This is a genomic window from Lachnospiraceae bacterium KGMB03038, assembly GCA_007361935.1.
GTDB lineage: Bacteria > Bacillota > Clostridia > Lachnospirales > Lachnospiraceae > Massilistercora.
Genome location: CP041667.1, coordinates 594503 through 612685 on the forward strand (window position 1 = coordinate 594503; position 18183 = coordinate 612685).

Sequence of the window (18183 nt, forward strand, 5' to 3'; positions counted from 1 at the left end):
TTTTTATACTCTTTTTAGGAGGTGATTAAGGATGATCGAAAAGACATATTGCGGGAAAGAAACGGAAGTTACTCTTACGAAATATGAATTAGAGTGCATGCTTGATGAAGCAAAAAATCTCGGACGCTGTGAGGTAGCTAAGGAAAACCAAAAATTAAAGGAGGTATTAAGGGTTGTGGGTGAATTGATAAAAATTGTAACAGATGAATAGAGAGGCGGTGATCCGATATCTCCCTTAAGGCGCAGGGTTATGCGTCTTATTTTTATGCCCTGCCATATGGCTCTAAACTGGACAAATTGGCAGCTATGCCGGAAATAGCGACTCTGTGGGTGGATGGTTACACACCGAAAATAACCGAATGCAGAGAGAAAGGATAACGATGATTTTAAAGACAGAAACCTTGAAAGAAAAAGGTATGACGCAGGAGCAGATTGATTTTGTGATGGCGGAAGTGGGGAAAGAAATTAATTCCATTACCGCCGAGCGAGACACCTATAAATCCCAATTGGAGACAGCACAGGCCTCTCTGAAAGCTATGGAAGGAATTGACGCTGCTGGATTGCAACAGAGCGTGAAAGACCTGCAGACGAAATTATCTGGAAAAGACGCAGAGATTGAGAGAATCAAGTCTGATTATGCCTTTAATGATTGCCTGAAAGAAGCTGTCCGGAAATCAGGAGCAAAGAACAGTACGGCAGTCATGGCTCTGTTGGATTTGGAGACGCTGAAAAAGAGCAAGAACCAGACGGCAGATATCGAAGCAGCTTTAGAAGTCGTCAAGAAAGAAAACGACTATCTATTTGCAAGCGACAAGCCGGTGCCTAGGGTAGTCTCCACGACATCTGGAATTGATCAAACTGCGCAGACCAAAAAAGAACAGGCTAATGAAGCACTGAGAAGCCTGTTTGGAAGATCAGAATAGAAAGGAATGTAAATTATGGCAGTAAATATTGTAAATCGGGCGGATGTGGAAGCTCTCATCCGCGAACAAGTTGTATCTACAGTGTTCCAGGACGCGCCAAAGCAGTCTACATTTTTAGGGATGGCCAGGAAGCTCCCTAATATGACCAGCAAACAGACTCGAATCAGGGTACTTGATTTCCTCCCGACCGCTTATTGGGTCAATGGGGATACCGGAATGAAACAGACCACCAGGCAGGCTTGGGACAATGTGTTTTTGACCGCTGCAGAGTTGGCTGTGATTGTACCTATCCCGGAATCAGTTTTTGATGACGCGGAAATCGACATCATGGGTGAAATTACCCCTAGAGTAAATGAAGCCATTGGACAGCGAGTCGATGGAGCCGTTATTTTTGGTGACAACAGACCAGCAGAATGGGATGCAGATATTATCACTCGTGCAAGACAGGCGGGGAACAATGTTGCGCCGGCAGAGGGAAAAGACTGGTATGATCTGATCCTTGGGGAAGATGGCGTTTTTGCGAAGGTTGAAAATGATGGATACGGCGTAAATGGCGCTATTGCGGCTATGAATTTCAAGTCCAAGCTCCGTGGCTTGAGAGACGCAAATGGAGTTCCGATTTTCATGAGAACTATGCAGGAGTCCGCAAGATATACCTTGGATGGTGCTGAAATGGCTTTCCCAGAAAATGGAGGTTTCTTCTCGAATATCGCACAGCTTGTAGTAGGGGATTTCTCCCAGGCGGTGTATTCTATTCGTCAGGATATCACAGTTAAGATTTTGGATCAGGGCGTTATCCAGGATCCAGAAACGAAAGAAATCGTCTACAACCTGGCACAGCAGGACATGATCGCATTGCGTGTAGTCTTTCGTATGGGCTGGGCGCTTCCGAATCCTGCTACGCGAATGAACGAAGACAGAACCGGTTGTCCATTTGCGTACATTGAACCTGGAACGCCTGTAACAACTCAGACAGTTACTTTTACTGTGCAGGATAGCGAATCTACAGCGATTCAGGGCGCACGGGTAAGCGTAGATGGAGCAATTTTAACTACAGACGATTCTGGTCAGGCTGTATTTAACCTGCGCAAAGGATTTTACAAAGCTAAAGTTTCCGCGAAAGGCTATGTGTCCTCTACCCAGACTGTGACTGTTGACAATGCAGCAGTACCGCTTACCGTAAAGTTGGCTGAACAGGCGTGAAAGGGGGCTTAACGCATGGGAACGATTGAAGCTTTAAAAAAACTGGCCGTTGCAATTAAAGGCAGCGGCCAGATATCCGATATTTCTGGGGATAAAATCCCAGAAGTGATTGAAGAAATCCCAGAAGCTTACGAGGAATCTGGAGCTTCCAAAATGTCGCAAGCGGAACTGGTTCCTGAAGCTGTTGGCGATCAGGTATCAAAAGCAGAGTTTAAATCCCTGCTTGATTCCTTAAAAGCAGCCGGGATTATGAAATCATCATAAGGGGTAAAGTATTATATGTATGCGGATTATCAATATTATGTTACCGATTACCTCCTTGGCAGAGATCCAGAGATTACAGAAACTGATTTTCCATTCTTCGAACGTCTTGCCGAGAAGGAAGTCAATAACCGAACCTATGGGCGCATCGTAGCTGATCAGACGTTACTTACAGATGACGTGAAGAACTGTATCTGTGCCGTGACGGAGTTTTTGTGGGAGGCAAACAGTCTGGACAAAGACAATTTCGCGAATGGTGGGGGACAACTGGTATCTTATAGTAATGATGGAGATAGTGGGTCCTATGATCTTTCGCAGTCGGATTACTCTTCTTTAGCGGCAAGGCAGACTAAGATTAGTAGTCTTGTATCCTTCTATTTGAGCGGTACAGGGCTGCTCTACAGAGGGGTTGATTAAAAATGAATCCAAATTACATCCACACGATCACGATCTACAACCGTCTACAAGCCAATGATAATCCGGACAGCATGAAAGACACTTGGCAAAGGACGGTCCTGCATGATTGCTATTATAAAAATGTGATAGGGCGTGTGGAATCTGATAAGACTGCGAAGATGGCCAATGTATATACGGCCAGAATCCCGGAATCAGAAAACTATCGTCCCTATCACGAGTGGGCGGAGCAAGAAGACCGGTCAGGTCTTTTTACGGCAAGCCTTGGGGATATCGTGGTAAAAGGAGAGTGCCAGGAAGAGATTACCGGAAAGTCGCCGTATACAGCAACGGAACTCCTGAAGCGATATAAACCAGACGCCTTTGTGGTGACAGCAGTCTCTGATAATACGTCCCACAAGATGGCTAAGCATTATAGGGTAGGTGGATAGATAGTATGAAAACAGAAGTGAAATGGAATAAGCCAATCCCAACGATCGTCAATGGGGCGACAGGCGGGAACCGGACCCTGCTCTTTATGGCCCAGGAGGCAAGACGGCTAATGCAGCCATACGTCCCGGCCAGAAACATGGTGTTGTCCCGAAATGTAAGGACCTACGTGGAAGGCGACCACGGAGTTGTGCACTATCTATCTCCTTATGCCCGTTTCCAGTATGAAGGATTTCTGATGGTTTCGAGGCTCACTGGCAGCCCTTGGGCAGCGAAAGGGGAGAGTAAAGTGGTCACGGGGATAAGGCTGAATCACAGCGGGGCCAGACATCCCTTGGCTACATCGGAATGGGATAAGGCCATGAAGACCGCAAGGATGGATGATTACCTTCAGGCTGTGCAGAACTATGTGAGGGGGCGCGGACGATGACAAAGCATGACGCTATGGTGGTCTATGTGACGCCGAAAGTGGAGGAGCTGGCCGGCCGTCTTTTGAACTTTAATGTTTCATCGGACCAGGAAGGAGATATATCCTTTTTGACTAATTACTCCGCAAAAGTCCGGCGGAAATATATCCGTGTTGGGGCTGAGAAAGAGTATGGATTTACGATCGTGATCACGAAGTATTTTTCTGACGGCACGGACGATCTGAATATTGGGGCGATGAATTTCGCTCAGGAATTTATGGATTGGATTGATGAGCAGGATCGGAAGAAAAGCTATCCTGATTTTGGCGATAAATGCCAAGTAAAGAAAATAGAAAACTTACAAAACATGCCGAACCTTGCCACAGTAGACTGGGAAAATATGCTTGCTCAGTACATGCTGCAGTGCAGGGTTATTTATTTTGAAAAGGAGATGTGAGATATGAAATTAAGCGAATTGATGGCAAAGCATACACCGGATCCAGAATATGAAGGATGGGTGACAAATGATGATTACGTGTTGGCGATTGACACAGATCCGGGCGCATCGGAAGCGACTACAGAAGCTAATTTTGCTGTGGTAGAAATGGGCATTTCAGGTTTGGATTCGCAGATGAACCCTGTTACGCAGGATAAGCAGTATATCCGCGCTGGGCAGAGTACAACAAAAACTGGAACGCAGAGAACCTTTACTTTGTCTGGTGACAGGTATGTTGGGGACGAGGCACAGGACTATATCCTGTCCCATGCGATGAAGTATGGAACTGGAAATAGCGTGGTAACCAACTATGTATACTTTAATATCTTAACAGGAAAAGGAGAAAAGGGACAGTGTTCGATCATTGTAAATTCTGACGGGTCTGGAAACGCAGGAGAATCGTCCGCGGTAGACGTGGAATTTCGTAAAATCGGGGCCAATCCAACAGAATATACATACTCGGCGGCTTGAACTGAGCCTGTGGCAGGACCACAAATCACTGAAACAGATGTTGTAGATGATAAGGAGGAGATTGACAATGAAATTGATAACAGTGAAGCTCCAGGGGAAGGAAGTACAGGCAGATCTGCTGAATCCGAAAGTAACGAAGCGATTTGAGGATGGATTTGACGAAGTCCTTGAAAAATTTAAAGCTTCTACGGGAGATGAATCGATATCGGGATCTGAAGGAATCCGAATGCAATGCCAGGCTGTGATCGATTACGTGACAGACATCTTTGGCGAAGATGGGGCCAAAGAGGTATTTGGGGATAAAACAGATCTCCTTACTTGCTTGGATGTGTTGAAAGAAATGCAGGAACTGTATCCTTCCCAGGTTAATCCTCTGGTACGGGAAAAGAGCAATGCACTGAAAAGAAAACTGTCCGGGAAGCCAGAGGCTGGTGAAGCGTAATGCATTTTAACCTGTTATCAGAAGCCCTCCCGGAAAGTGTGACTATCGGCGGAAAGAATTATCCAATCCGATGGGATTTCCGGGTGGGAATCCAGGTGGAGGCGATTGTCCGAAGTGAGAAATCGGACATTGATAAATACGAGGAAATCCTCCGGCTGTATTACCCAACAATCCCCTCTGACCTACAGGCGGCAATGGATCGAGCTATGTGGTTTTACCGCTGCGGAGAGGATAAAGACCCAGAAGAGAAAGACCGGGGGCGGTATATGCGCCGCAGCTCGAAAGGGCCGGCTTGGGTATTTACCCAGGACGCGCCATACATCTATGCCGCATTTAAGGAGCAGTATGGGATGGATTTGACAACGATAGAATCCTTGCACTGGTGGAAGTTTATGGCATTGTTTGAATCGCTGGGAGACGGAACGAAGATGAGTAAGATTATGTATTACCGACAAGCGAACACAGCAGGAATGTCAAAGGCTCATCGGGCATTTATTAATGAGATGAAAAAGCATTTCCAGATCCGGGATTCCGGGAAGAAAATGACGCTGGAACAGAGAAACCAGCGTTGGATGAAGTATATCGAAGATAGATATGCACAGAGGAAGGCATGACGGGGTGTGTTCCCGTCCCTCTGTGGATATGGAGCAATTAGGGCATCGCGAAAGGCGGTGCTCTTTTTGCGTCATAACGGACAGGAGTGTGACGCATGGCAAGCGACGGAACAATAAAAATCACTACAGAACTTGATAATCAAAAAGCAGAGCAGGCCCTATCAAAGTTTGGGAGCATTGTAAAAAAGGGCGTTGCCGCTATCGGAATCGCTAAAATCACCTCTGAAGTGGCGCAATTGGGAGCTTATGTTGCCCAGACCGGGATCCAGTTTGAATCCGCCTTTGCTGGTGTTCAGAAGACGGTAGACGCTACCGATGAAGAATTGGCTGGCTTCCGGGAAGGAATCAGGGATATGGCGAAGGATATTCCGCAGACAGCCTCCGAGATTGCTGGAGTTGCGGAAGCGGCTGGACAATTAGGTATTAAAAATGAAAATCTCTTGGATTTTACCCGGACCATGTCTGATCTGGGTGTGGCCACAAATATGTCAGCGACAGAAGCGGCGACATCCCTTGCGAGGCTTGCAAATATCACGCAAATGCCGCAGGAAAATTTTGGCCGCCTTGGGTCTACGATCGTTGCTCTTGGCAATAATCTAGCCACGACAGAGAGCGAGATCACGGAAATGGGACTAAGGCTTGCCGGTGCTGGGAGCCAGGTCGGAATGACAGAAGATCAGATCCTGGGCCTGGCCGGAGCGATCTCTTCCGTCGGCATCGAGGCGGACGCTGGAGGATCTGCGGTGTCCACGGTAATGACCAAAATGCAGTTGGCCGTAGAACAGGGCGGAGAATCATTGGAGCAGTTTGCAAACGTGGCAGGCATGTCGGCAGAGGAATTCCAGCAAGCGTTCCGAGAAGACGCCGCCCAGGCACTTGTGGCGTTTGTAGAAGGTCTTGGGACAATGGAATCCAGGGGCCAGAGTGCGATCGCCACATTGTCCGATATGGAGATCACGGAGATCCGGCAAAGGGACGCTCTTCTGCGTCTGGCGGGGGCCGGAGATACGCTGTCTGAAGCTCTGGGGATTGCCTCTCAAGCATGGGACGAAAATAACGCCCTTACCAATGAGGCAGAACAGAGATATCAGACACTGGAAAGCCAGCTTCAGATCCTGAAAAACAATGTAGATGATTTTGCGATCAGCCTCTATGACGGGATCCGAGACCCTATGGCTGAGGTGGTCACGGAATCTATTGGCTATGTACAGCGTCTGCATGACGCATTTAATGCGGGCGGGGTCACTACGGTGGCGTCTGAAATGGGCGCAGTTATGAATGATGTTGCTGACGATATCGCCGGGACCAGCCAGGCAGCCGCTGGACTGGTGACTCCGCTGAAAGATGTGGCAAATGCAGGAGGCAATCTGGCTAAATCAGTTCTTCCAGTGCTGGGAGACGGAGCGAAGTTTACGGCTGAGAATTTTGACGCGATTCTTCCGGTATTAACGGGAGTGGTTGCTGGGTACAAACTATACAATACTATAGGCCAGAAGACGGCCACTGTACTTAAAGCCAGTACCGCAGCGACAGCGGCGTTGAATAAAATGGAAAAGGCCAATTCCCTACAACTGGTAACACTTAATGGGGGATTGACTGTAAGGCAAACGCTTCTTGGCGTATATAATGGCCAGATCACTGCCACAACCGCAGCAACAGGATTATGGACCAAAGCCCAGACTGCGCTAAATAAGGCGATGAATGCCAACCCAATCGGGGTGGCAGTGGCAGGGGCAACAGCCCTGATTGCAGTTGGGACAGCGATCAAAAATGTTGTGACCCGTGAGACTGAGGCAGAACGGGAACACTCCCAGGCGCTGAAGGAATCCGCTGAGGCAGCTACCGAGAATCGGAAAGCGGCTGAGGAAAGAAAACAGGCTTATGAGGAACTGGTAGAATCCCAAAACACCCAGGCGGCGGGAGATGTCGCACAGCTTGATCGATTGAAAGGCTTAAACGATGAGCTAAATTCGATCGTGGACGCAAATGGCCGGGTAAAGGCTGGAGAAGAGGACAGAGCTGCTTTCATCACCTCGCAGTTATCCAGCGCCCTTGGCGTGGAAATCTCCATGACCGATGGCGTGATCAGCAATTACCAGGAGCTCCAGGGAGAGATTCAAAGCCTGATCCAGCAGAAACGGGTTGAGGCTGTCATGTCTGCACAGCAGGCCAAGTATGAGGAGGCTGTGGCGAACCAGATGCAGGTTGCGGCGGAAGCCTCCGCTAATCTGACGGCCATGAAGCAGGCTGAGAACGATGTGAAGCGGGAAAGCGCAGAACTGTCTCAATTAGAGGAAGAATATAATCAGGCGGTACTTGACGGAAACAAAAAACAAGTTAGTGTCTTGGGCGAAAAGATTAAGCGCCAGGAAGAAGACGTTGAGAAAGCCAAAGAAGCCTACGAAGAAAATAAGAAGGCTTACGAAGGAAATACGGAACTGTTGGCGCAGTATTCCAATGATATCGACATGTACACCGCTCTCGCGGAAGCGGCGGCTACAGGGAACGCGGAAGCGATCGAGGCGGCGATCAGCCAGATAACGGCTGGTATTAAAACGGCCAGCAATGCCACCAGCGAAGAGCTTCAGCAACAGGTAGTCAATGTCTCCAACATGGAGAACCTGATCCGTCAGGAAGTGGAAAAGGGAACACCTGGATTTACCCAGGCCATGTTAACCCAGGCGCAAGATGCCACGACGGCCGCATTGGAAGAATTTGCGAAGGCCGCTCCTCAGACGGCCGCGGAGTTGGCGAAAGTGCCACCAGAGGCAGTGGCCGCATTGGTGGCCGGTGATATGCGAGGCCAGCTTTCCGCCGAGGCCAGCGGAGCCGTGGATGGAATGCTGGAGCAGTTTGATGGACTGGACGCGGAAACGCAAGAGGCGTTTGCGCAGGCGATCTACGGCGCCCTGGAAGGCCTGGAGGGGTTCGAGGATCTGAAAGACCCCGCAGAAGAAGGGGTGGAAGCGTTTCTTGAAACTCTCAGAACCGCATTGGATGAGCACTCTCCATCCAAAAAGACGGAGGAAATCTTCCGGCTTGCGATGGAAGGAGCTGCGCAGGGAATTGAAAGCGGGAAAGAAGGCGTCCTAACGAAAGGTGGGGAACTCATTTCCGCGTTTCTGGCATTGTTTTCCGGCGGCGAAGAAGGCGGGGCCCTTGGCGGAAAGCTGCAGGGCATTGGCTCCACTGTAATGAGTATGTTTGGGATTGGCGTGTCCTCCCAAACGGAGAATTCCCAGGCTGCGGGGAAAGCCAACGCTGACGCCGCAAACGCAGGAGCCGGATCTGTGGACCCAACCGGGACTGGTAGCAAATTTGGCGGCCAGTACAACTCCGGAGTTTCCGGGATGTCTGGAGCGGCAAGAGGTGTGGGTAGTGTCCTTGGAAGCAATGCAAACGCAGGTGCTGGATCTGTGACAGGAACAGGAGCCGGCGGAAAGTTTGGTTCTCAGTACGCCTCTGGAGTTGGCGGGAAAAGCGGAGAAGCACGGTTGAAAGGTGAAGCTCTTGGTGACAGCGCGGAAGCAGGAGCAGATACCGCAGATGGAAGCAGTGCTGGATCAAATTTTGGATCAGGATTTGTAAAAGGGATTGGGGACTGGATCAGCGATGCTGCAAGCAAGGCTGCGGAACTGGCAAGCAGTGCACTGGACGCGGCGAAAAGGAAACTTGGTATTAAGTCCCCGTCAAGGGAGGCGCGAAAGGTTGGCCATTGGTTTGACCAAGGCCTTGCCGGCGGAATCGAGGATGAAAAGAGTGCGGTCGAGAAAGCGTCTCAAGATGTTTCTCAGGCGGCTCTGGATAACCTGAAAGGGCTTGATATCGAGGCCGCGATGGCTGATGTGTACTTTTCCGTGGACGCGAATCAGGCGAAAGTGGCTGATAATATCGTGAGTGCGGTAGGGGCAAGGGAAGCGCTTGCCTGGAAGGACAGGGAGAAGAATCTTACCGTGTCCCTATCCGATGAGGACATAAAGAAACTGGCAAGAGAATTTGCGGCGATTGTTTCTACGTCTATCGCAAACGAGATGGACGGAATGGGAATCTATGCGAAGAACCGAGAGTTTGCGCGCGTGGTGAGGGAGGTTGTAGGACAGTGAAAGACATATACTATGTGAATAACCGTGGTGTAAAGTTGGACTTGCTGAAGACTCCCTATCTTTTGCAGACTGCAGAATTATTTGACTATGAGTGGAAATATGAAAGTGTTGAATCATCCGCTGTGTCGGGACGGATTACAAGTTTTGCGAAGGAGATCACAGAGAGGCCTTTCACGTTGAGTATTTTGAATTATTCCCGCGAATCATATGAAGCGGCCATCAATCGATTTTTTGAAACCGTAGAATACGACGTGCTAAACAAAACGCCTGGCAAGCTGTATATAGGAAATCAGTATCAGCGCTGCTATTTTATCGCATCTGAAAAGACAGGATGGGAATATGATATCGAACTTTTGGATGTTGACGGCACTTACGTCGCAGAACGCCCGTTTTGGATCACGGAACAGAATTATACCTTTAATCCCAGCTCTGGGGAGCCTATGGGAGAATATCTTGATTTCCTGTTTGATGTTCCCTTTGATCTTACGGGAGACGCGGCAGGGATTGGAAATATCCAGATAGATCACTATGCCACTTGTAACTTTTTGCTGACTGTCTATGGTCCGTGCACCAACCCAAGAATCTCGATTGGTGGAAACATCTATGAAATTGAGACAAAACTCGACACTGGAGAATACCTACAAATTGATTCCCTGGCTGGAACGGCGATACGAACAAAAGTCGGAGGTCAGAGGGTCAACGAATTAAATAACCGGGCCAAGGAATACGAGTTGTTTTCCCTGATTCAACCCGGATACAATGTCGTGTCTTGGGATGGTAGTTTTGGGTTTGACCTTGTGATCTATATAGAGAGGAGTGAGCCGGAGTGGTAACCATGATGATGACTGACTCGAATGGCAGAGATGTGGGGTCTCTTGACTATAGCATATCTCTTGATATGGACCTTGGCGATACCAACGATTTTGAATTTGAAGTTGATCAGTCTATTTGGGACTCAGAACAAATGGGGTATGGCTGCCGGCTATATATACCAGAAACAGAGTACGGAGGGATTATCGGGGATATAGAGGTAGTCACTAAAACCGCAACGGCCACATTGACGGGAGATACCTGGCGGGGAATGCTTACCAAGAAGATCATCGAGCCGCCCTCCGGGCAAGACCATAAGACAGTATCTGGAGAGCTTAATACTGTTTTAAAAAGTCTGATTGAGCCTGAATTTTCTGGATTATTTGTCGTTTCGCAAGAGGATACTGGTGTTGAGGTGTCCAATTTTCAGTTCGATCGGTTTTGCACTCTTTTGTCCGGCCTGGAAGACATGCTGGCCAGCGTCGGTTATCGGCTGGACATACGCTATAAAAGCGGAGACGCCGGAGAGGCTGGATGGGTGGAAATCCAGGCCGTCGAGGCTGAGAATTACTCAGAAACCATAGAATACAACCGGGACAATAGGATCAATTACGATGCCAGGGACTACCGGCGTGGAATTAACCATCTAATCTGCGCAGGAACCGGAGAGGGCACGGATCGGACGGTATTACACTTATATGTGCAGTCAGACGGCAGTGTAGGATCTACGAAATATTATACCGGTCTGGAAGAACGTGTAGCTTTATACTCTTATACGTCACAGTCGGATGTGGAGCAGCTCAGGAAGGATGGGACAAAACGTCTCCAAGAACTGATGAACTACAAGCAATTTGAAATGTCTGTAGAGGATGTGGATTTGGAAATTGGGGATACGGTTTCTGGAAGGGATTTCACAACTGGTATCCTGGTGCAAAAACCGATTGTACAAAAAATCCTAAAAATTGAAAAAGGGAAAATCCAGGTTGAGTACAAACTGAAGGGAGATGATTAGATGGAACTGGTAACAGGATTTAAGGGAGAACCGCACATATCCGCAGAAAATTGGGCCGACCTGAATAGGGGGATTGTAGGAGAGGGATCTTATGTCCTTCCCGGCGGTGAAAAGTTCCGGGCCGAGTTGGTGACAAACAATTTGCTAAAGATATATGATGGCTGCGGAATAATGCAGGGACGACAGATAGTAATTCCAGCGGGCCAGTCGGATGAAATTACGATTGACAACGGGACCCAAGGCGAAAAGAGAATTGATCTTGTGGGGGTACGTTATGCAAAAGATGATTCTTCTAAAATAGAATCTACAGCTCCTTTTTATTTAAAGGGGACGCCGGCAGAAAGCGATCCAGTAGCCCCAGCATACACAGAAGGGGATATCCGGGCTGGAGATTTGACCGCAGACTGGCCGCTCTATGAGCTTGAATTAGATGGGCTTAATGTCGTATCGGTTACCCCTCTATTTGAAACATTGTTGACCGGTGCAGATGTGAAGGCGGAGCTTGAAGAGCTAAATGACAAATTGGACGAAAAGATTATTGTCCAAAGATATTCGAACAGAATTAATGTATCAAATGGGCAAAACTCATACACTGCTATCAATGTAAATATCCCTGATGGATATACAATAATAGGTATATCTGCATACGCACTTCACGCGACAACATTGTGCGGTGGAGGAGCGTACGACAGCAATAATAACCGGATTGTTATACCATTTTCTGCACATGATTCTGTCACTCCAGAAACGTTTTATGTGGATTTGACATTAATGGTGGAGTGATTATTTCCATCGGCCCATAGCCGTCCAGCAAGCGCTTGCGCCGGTAACAGGGTTCCCATCGTTTGTCCGAGCGTATATCGTAACATTGTACGTTCTTGGCTGGACAGACAAATCAAAAGTTATAACACTGCTTGCATACATAGATGTTGCTGTTACGATCGGCGTGTCGACAAATGGGATTGTAAAATCTTCCACGGCATATCCATTTCCGCCGGAACCAGAACTTGGAAAACTTGCCTGTCCCCATTGGATTAATGTTCCATTAGGAAGCTTAACGTAATCGTTTCCTTCCTCCGGCAATTTGTCATTTAGTGCTAAAAAATAAAAAAATTTTAATGAAAAGAAAGGAGAGTGATCTCTATGAAAATTATTTTTAACGATGCCACCGAGCTGCAAGTCCAGCAGGTGCAGCAGCATGGCGATTATCTTAGGATCCTTACAGTCTCTGCAACGCCGGATCAGCTCAGAGGAATTTTTGAAGACCAAGTAAAAACCGCAAATATGGTCGTGGAAGAACGTGGTCAGCGCGGAGAACCTCTGGATGGGTACACAACCTTTTACAGGACGGAAGAATACACGGGACAGATATATGGCGTAGTAATGTACAAGCCTGATCGAACCCCAGAGATACAGACGGAAAAGGCTCAAGCGGCGGTGCTAGTTGCCCAGATTCAGGCCCAGGAGCTGACGGACGAGCAGGCGATCACCGTCAAGGCAATCTATCCGCAGTGGTCAGAGATCATCGGGCAGACTGTAGCACTTGGGTACAAGTTCCTGTATGGAGACGTATTGTACAAGACAATTCAGGACAGCCTGCTGATCCAGGAACAGTACATTCCCGGAGAGGGGACTGAGAGCCTGTACACTGTGATCGATGAGACGCACGCCGGCACACAGGAAGATCCGATCCCTTACGGCGGCAATATGGCCCTTGAGAGCGGGAAGTACTACATCCAGGACGAGACGGTATATAAGTGTACGAGAGACACGGAGATCCCGGTGTACAATGCCCTGGCGGACCTGATCGGCATCTATGTTGAGGTAGCAGAGTAAGAAGGGAGGGGCCAATGGAAAACTACATAAGCCGGCAGGAACATGATGAGTTCGTAAAGCGCATGCAGGACGAGCACAAGCGGATCCACTATAGGATCACGGACACGGAAAAAAAGGTGGATAAGATCTATGATCTGACATCTTCCGTGGAGCGCCTGGCCACGTCTATCGAGTCGATGGCCAAGGAGCAGAAAGAGCAGGGCGAGCGGCTGGAAGAGCTGGAGGCGCGCGACGGGGAAACCTGGCGGAAAGTAAAATGGTACATTTTAACGCTGGCCATCGGAGCGGTGGCCGGAGCAGTGTTTACAATGATCGGTTTTTAAAAAAGGAGGTACTATTATGTTTGATTGGAGCACAAGGATCAAAAACAAAATGTTTTGGCTGGCCATTATCCCGGCGGTTCTGCTGGTGATCCAGACGGTGGCTGCAGTATTCGGGTACACGCTGGATCTGGGCGACCTTGGAAATAAACTGCTTGATGTGGTCAATGCGGTCTTTTCCGTGCTGGTGATCGCCGGGATCGTGGTAGACCCATCCACGCCTGGTGTTGGGGATAGTAATGCGGATAAATAATACTTAGCAGGGGGCGGGAGACTGCCCCTTTTTTTGTTTTGCGCCGGCGCAAGCCGGGGAAAGGAGAAGAGATATGGCGATAATGATCGGACACGCAAGCATAAGCGAAAAAGGGACCATCGAGGGGGCGAAAGGCGACAGCACCGGGAAAGAGGTCTGCACCAGGGCCTGGTACAGCAAGCCCTGGGGCTACATGGCAATACACCCAGATCCGGACGTCCGGGAGCGGCACGCCAAGGCGGTAGAGGCGGCCTGTGCGAACAATGCGATCGGGTACGGTCAGTCTGACAGGAATACCCTGAACGCCCAAGCGAAGAAGGTGGATTATGATTTATCCAGGATCAAAACGAAGTGTAACTGTGACTGCTCATCATTGCAAAACGTAGCTGCGGTGGCCGCCGGAGCGCAGGGAGTGACATACGGCAGCAATGGATGGACCACATCCTCCATGCGGGCAGCATTGGAAAAAGCCGGTTATAAGATCATCACGGCCAGCGCATACCTGAAGAGCTCTGCCTATTGCGTACGCGGGGCGATCTATGTCAAGGCCGGCTCTCACACGGTCTGCGGACTGAGTAACGGATCAAAGGCCAGCCAGACGCTGAAAAAGGCTGGGGCCTCCGGAAGCACCGCATCCGGTGCGGACGAGGCTCGGATCCTGAAGCGGGGGATGACCGGGGAGGATGTTAAGGACATGCAGCGGGATCTGATCGCGGCGGGGTATAGCTGCGGACCGGATGGGGCAGACGGAGATTTCGGCGCCAATACCGAGGCGGCGCTGAAGGAATTCCAGGCGGATCATGGCCTGGAGGTAGACGGCCAGTACGGGCCGCTCAGTAAGGCCAAGTTGGAGGGGGCCGGCGGGAGCACAGGCGGCAAGGCGGAAGCGGCAAAAAGTTTTGACAAGTCTCTGGCCGGGACATACACAGTAAATACTAAGACAGATCCGCTCACGCTGAGAGCTGGAGCTGGGACAAGCAAAAAGAGACTGACCAGTATGCCCAAGGGCGCAAGGGTACAGTGCTATGGTTATTATACTGATACTTCGTCCGGCCGGTGGCTATATGTGGTGTATGATGGAGTAACAGGATTTGCCTCCGGCGAGTACCTCAAAAAGCAGTAAAAAATAACCCCGGAGTTACGGCTCCGGGGTGTTTTAGGCCTCTGGAAGGATGTATATTTTTCCTTTTCGATTACGGCCCATAATTTTCCCTTGCCTCTTAATGAGTCTCTGAACCCTGTTGAATTGTTGGATAGTTATGATCCGGGGGTGAATTCCCTTATACAGTTCTCCGTGGAATAGGTTCCAGCCCGCATAGATAGGGCGGGTCAGTATCTTTTCGATGTGCCAGGCAGTCAGATATCCACCGCGTTTTCCACGTATGTCGAGCTGGTCGCAGATGTGCTCAAGTTCGATAAGGCTTTTCCTCGCTTCATAAGAATCGTATAGATAGCGGACTACTTTGGCTTCTGCGGCATTGATCTTGAGTGAATCCTTACTGTCCAGATCATAGCCAAGAATATAGCTGCAGGTCCGTTTTCCCTGTTTGGCGCGCTCTGCCATAGCGAGAATGACATTTTCGGCTATGACCTCACGCTCAAACTGCGCGACTGTCCCAAGCATGGATCGGATCATCCTTCCGGCCGGTGTCGTGCTGTCGAAAGCCTCAGAATAGCTGATCAGGGATACCCCTTTCTTATCGAGCAGATCACACGTGGCTGTAAGATCAGCAAGGTTGCGGGAAAATCGAGTGAGCTTCCAGACCAAGATTCCGTCAAACTTTCCAGCCATTGCGTCATTGATCAGAGATATCATTCCGGGCCGGTGGCAGATATCCTTGGCGCTTATGCCTTCATCCCGATAGATGTCATAGATCATATAATTTTTTGCCTTGCAGTAATCTGTGAGCAGCCGTTCTTGCGCGGCGAGAGAGTGCCCATCCATGGCCTGTTCGATTGTGCTCACTCGTATGTAGAGGGCTAATATTTTCAGATACTTCATGGGCGTCACCTACTTTCTTCTGTCCTCTGCATTTTCCGGGCTTGGAACCGGCTTCGGCTGCATTACAGCGCCGGATCGTGTCCGGCTTAATCGTCATAACATTCAATGTTTACGATTTTCCTGTTTCCTTTTCTTTTTCTGAATATTTCAATCGCCTTTTCTTTGTTCTCGGCCTTTATGTATAGCTCTGTTATAACAACATTGAACCAATACACAAACCTATATGTCTTCATATCTTTTCCTTTCTCCCGGCTTTACCCGGCCGGGGCGGGATGAATCTAACAGAGTGTAGATAACTCAAACACTTCTTTTACGGTTACCGTTTTAGGTGCGGCGAGCCTGAGAGCATTCTGGGCAAACACCTTTTTACTTTTAATCTGTCCTAAGTGCGGATATGCTTCAACGTATTTTCTTCTGATTTCCTGGTATCTGTTTTCTTTCATTTCGTTTTCCTCCGTTCCTTTGATGATTATATGATACACCTAAAATAATGTATTTTCAATTAGCAAATACACCGAAAATAAAGCAACAAAATATAGGGCTAATTGTGCATTATTTATAATGTAAATAATCTTGAAAATGATTTATTAATAATGTATAATAGTAAATAATAGAATGGAGGTATTGGAATGTTTGTCTATAAATTTGACGTGCTGGAAGCACTTAAAGAAAGTGGATATAATACGACAAAGTTGCGTAAAGATAAGTTGTTGGGAGAAAATGCGATCCAATCTTTACGCCGTGGAGAAATGGTCGGGATTATTGCGCTTGAAAAGATTTGCAGATTATTAGATATGCAACCCGGAAACATTATAAAATATGTAGAAAACGATGATGAAAAACATTAAAAATAATGTAAAAATCTATTGACAATACACTGAAAATAATGTAATATATAATTGTCCAAAGGGAACAGAGGACAATAACCCGGAAGGGAGAAAGGAGAAAAAATGGAAGCTATGAACATGAGCGAGACGGCGAGACTGATAATCGGGCTCCGGGCTGCCGGATGGGACGAAAAATCAATTAACGATTTTATTCTCTACATCGAGACCGGCGAAGATCAGTACAAGCCAAAAGAAAAGGCTGACTAAACAGCCAGCCAAAACACACAAAAGGGGCGGACGATAACCGCCCCGCATAAAAATAATACCATAAAAGCGATAATAAATCAAACAGGGGTTGAATCCTCTGTTTTTTGGATTAAATTAAATCTATGTCCTCTGGGTCTGCCAAAAGTCCTTGTAATTTGTCATTTAGTTTCTTCCTATATAATAGGTTGACAGTTTGCGAAAACGGAAATATCATATAAAAAAGAAGTTCCATTATTGTTCCATAATTTTTGGGGAAACCCTCTAGTTATAAGGTTTTATGCGGTGCTGAATCCTTGACTTTTAATCAAGTTGTCCGGGGTTCGAATCCCCGCACGCTCATGGAAAACAGCGGAAATTCAAGTGAAGAAAGAATTTCCGCTGTTTTTTGCTTTTCCTTTTTGAATTTATTAATTTTCGAAGGGCTGACGCATGTGGGGAAATGCGCTAGTCCTTTTTTTCATGTAATTTAAGCGCGATTTTCTCAAGAGTCTCCCAGTCTTTTTCGTTCAATTCAGAAAGCATTTTTACGAATCTTTTTTTAAAAGAGTCATCAACACTTTTCAGTACAGAACCCGCCCAACTCATTAATTTGGCTTCCTTATCCATTTCTATAAACATTTCTCCTTCTCCGGTACGGAGCCATATTTCGTTGACATTAAATGCTTTGCATATGGATGAGATGACAGCGTCCAGCGGAGTACGGGCGCCGGATTCATAACCGGCGACAGAACCTTGTTTTACGCCTATGCGTTCGCCGAATTCTGTCTGGTTTAAGTTGAGTTCTTTGCGAAGCTTTTTTATTCGGTCTTTCAAGATCAGCACCTCTCTTTCTGAAAATGAGTGTAGCATATAAAATATTGCGATGCAATATTAACAAATGTAAAACTATTGACAGAAATATCGTAGATATAATATAATATTGCAAAGATATAAACTGACTGGAGGTGAGAGAAATTGATAAAAGATAGTGAAAAGAAAATTCTTGAAAAATTTGAAAAGATAATTCCAGATATGACTGATTTAGAAAGGGAAAAATTATTAAATTTTGGTGAACGGATCCTTCATAAAGAGTCAGAACAGAAAAAGGAAAACG

Annotated in this window: 22 protein-coding genes; 20 read left to right on the forward strand and 2 right to left on the reverse strand. The window is 47.7% G+C overall.

Going from position 1 to position 18183, the window contains the following annotated elements; translation table 11 throughout:
• Window positions 1-31 precede the first annotated feature (31 nt).
• From FND36_02910 to FND36_03000, 19 genes are all read left to right on the forward strand, one after another.
• Window positions 32-211, forward strand: coding sequence for a hypothetical protein (locus tag FND36_02910; protein QDW73084.1), 180 nt, complete (start codon window positions 32-34; stop codon window positions 209-211).
• A gap of 169 nt (window positions 212-380) precedes the next feature.
• Window positions 381-923 (forward strand): hypothetical protein, encoded by a 543-nt coding sequence (locus FND36_02915; GenBank protein QDW73085.1) that lies wholly within the window; start codon window positions 381-383, stop codon window positions 921-923.
• Between the two features lie 15 nt (window positions 924-938).
• On the forward strand, window positions 939-2126 hold the full coding sequence (locus tag FND36_02920) for a phage major capsid protein (protein ID QDW73086.1): 1188 nt from the start codon (window positions 939-941) through the stop codon (window positions 2124-2126).
• Window positions 2127-2141: 15 nt separating this feature from the next.
• Window positions 2142-2390, forward strand: coding sequence for a hypothetical protein (locus FND36_02925; GenBank protein QDW73087.1), 249 nt, complete (start codon window positions 2142-2144; stop codon window positions 2388-2390).
• Between the two features lie 15 nt (window positions 2391-2405).
• A complete protein-coding gene (locus tag FND36_02930; GenBank protein ID QDW73088.1) occupies window positions 2406-2804 on the forward strand; it encodes a hypothetical protein in 399 nt (132 codons plus the stop codon).
• Between the two features lie 2 nt (window positions 2805-2806).
• Window positions 2807-3232, forward strand: a complete 426-nt coding sequence (locus FND36_02935; GenBank protein ID QDW73089.1) for a hypothetical protein — start codon at window positions 2807-2809, stop codon at window positions 3230-3232.
• A 5-nt stretch (window positions 3233-3237) separates the two neighbouring features.
• A complete protein-coding gene (locus FND36_02940; protein ID QDW73090.1) occupies window positions 3238-3660 on the forward strand; it encodes a hypothetical protein in 423 nt (140 codons plus the stop codon).
• Window positions 3657-4094: a hypothetical protein gene (locus tag FND36_02945; protein QDW73091.1), complete on the forward strand. Its 438-nt coding sequence runs from the start codon at window positions 3657-3659 to the stop codon at window positions 4092-4094. Before FND36_02940 ends, FND36_02945 begins: the two co-directional genes overlap by 4 nt.
• Before the next feature lie 3 nt (window positions 4095-4097).
• Window positions 4098-4604, forward strand: a complete 507-nt coding sequence (locus FND36_02950) for a hypothetical protein (GenBank protein ID QDW73092.1) — start codon at window positions 4098-4100, stop codon at window positions 4602-4604.
• Between the two features lie 67 nt (window positions 4605-4671).
• Complete coding sequence (locus FND36_02955; GenBank protein ID QDW73093.1) at window positions 4672-5046, forward strand: hypothetical protein; 375 nt, start codon at window positions 4672-4674, stop codon at window positions 5044-5046.
• A complete protein-coding gene (locus tag FND36_02960; GenBank protein QDW73094.1) occupies window positions 5046-5660 on the forward strand; it encodes a hypothetical protein in 615 nt (204 codons plus the stop codon). The genes FND36_02955 and FND36_02960 overlap by 1 nt, the downstream gene beginning before the upstream one ends.
• Window positions 5661-5755: 95 nt before the next feature.
• Window positions 5756-9763: a phage tail tape measure protein gene (locus FND36_02965; GenBank protein QDW73095.1), complete on the forward strand. Its 4008-nt coding sequence runs from the start codon at window positions 5756-5758 to the stop codon at window positions 9761-9763.
• Entirely contained in the window at window positions 9760-10596 is an 837-nt protein-coding gene (locus tag FND36_02970) for a hypothetical protein (GenBank protein QDW73096.1), read from the forward strand. Before FND36_02965 ends, FND36_02970 begins: the two co-directional genes overlap by 4 nt.
• A 2-nt stretch (window positions 10597-10598) precedes the next feature.
• Window positions 10599-11585, forward strand: coding sequence for a hypothetical protein (locus FND36_02975; GenBank protein ID QDW73097.1), 987 nt, complete (start codon window positions 10599-10601; stop codon window positions 11583-11585).
• Complete coding sequence (locus FND36_02980) at window positions 11586-12368, forward strand: hypothetical protein (protein QDW73098.1); 783 nt, start codon at window positions 11586-11588, stop codon at window positions 12366-12368.
• A 360-nt stretch (window positions 12369-12728) separates the two neighbouring features.
• On the forward strand, window positions 12729-13421 hold the full coding sequence (locus FND36_02985; GenBank protein ID QDW73099.1) for a hypothetical protein: 693 nt from the start codon (window positions 12729-12731) through the stop codon (window positions 13419-13421).
• A gap of 14 nt (window positions 13422-13435) precedes the next feature.
• On the forward strand, window positions 13436-13744 hold the full coding sequence (locus FND36_02990) for a hypothetical protein (GenBank protein QDW73100.1): 309 nt from the start codon (window positions 13436-13438) through the stop codon (window positions 13742-13744).
• 16 nt (window positions 13745-13760) lie between these two features.
• Window positions 13761-13994 carry a phage holin gene (locus tag FND36_02995; GenBank protein ID QDW73101.1) on the forward strand — a complete coding sequence of 78 codons (234 nt, stop codon included), beginning with the start codon at window positions 13761-13763 and terminating at the stop codon, window positions 13992-13994.
• Window positions 13995-14067: 73 nt separating this feature from the next.
• The gene (locus FND36_03000; GenBank protein ID QDW73102.1) at window positions 14068-15117 is read left to right on the forward strand and encodes an SH3 domain-containing protein; all 1050 of its coding nucleotides are present in this window, start codon (window positions 14068-14070) and stop codon (window positions 15115-15117) included.
• Between the two features lie 33 nt (window positions 15118-15150).
• Here the strand turns inward: FND36_03000 and FND36_03005 are convergent, their stop codons facing one another.
• Entirely contained in the window at window positions 15151-15996 is an 846-nt protein-coding gene (locus FND36_03005; GenBank protein ID QDW73103.1) for a recombinase family protein, read from the reverse strand.
• Window positions 15997-16625: 629 nt separating this feature from the next.
• Between FND36_03005 and FND36_03010 the strand changes: the two genes are divergently transcribed.
• Window positions 16626-16844 (forward strand): XRE family transcriptional regulator, encoded by a 219-nt coding sequence (locus FND36_03010; GenBank protein QDW73104.1) that lies wholly within the window; start codon window positions 16626-16628, stop codon window positions 16842-16844.
• 690 nt (window positions 16845-17534) lie between these two features.
• On the opposite strand, the gene FND36_03015 is transcribed toward FND36_03010, so the two are convergent.
• A complete protein-coding gene (locus FND36_03015; GenBank protein ID QDW75520.1) occupies window positions 17535-17903 on the reverse strand; it encodes a helix-turn-helix transcriptional regulator in 369 nt (122 codons plus the stop codon).
• Between the last annotated feature and the right edge of the window lie 280 nt (window positions 17904-18183).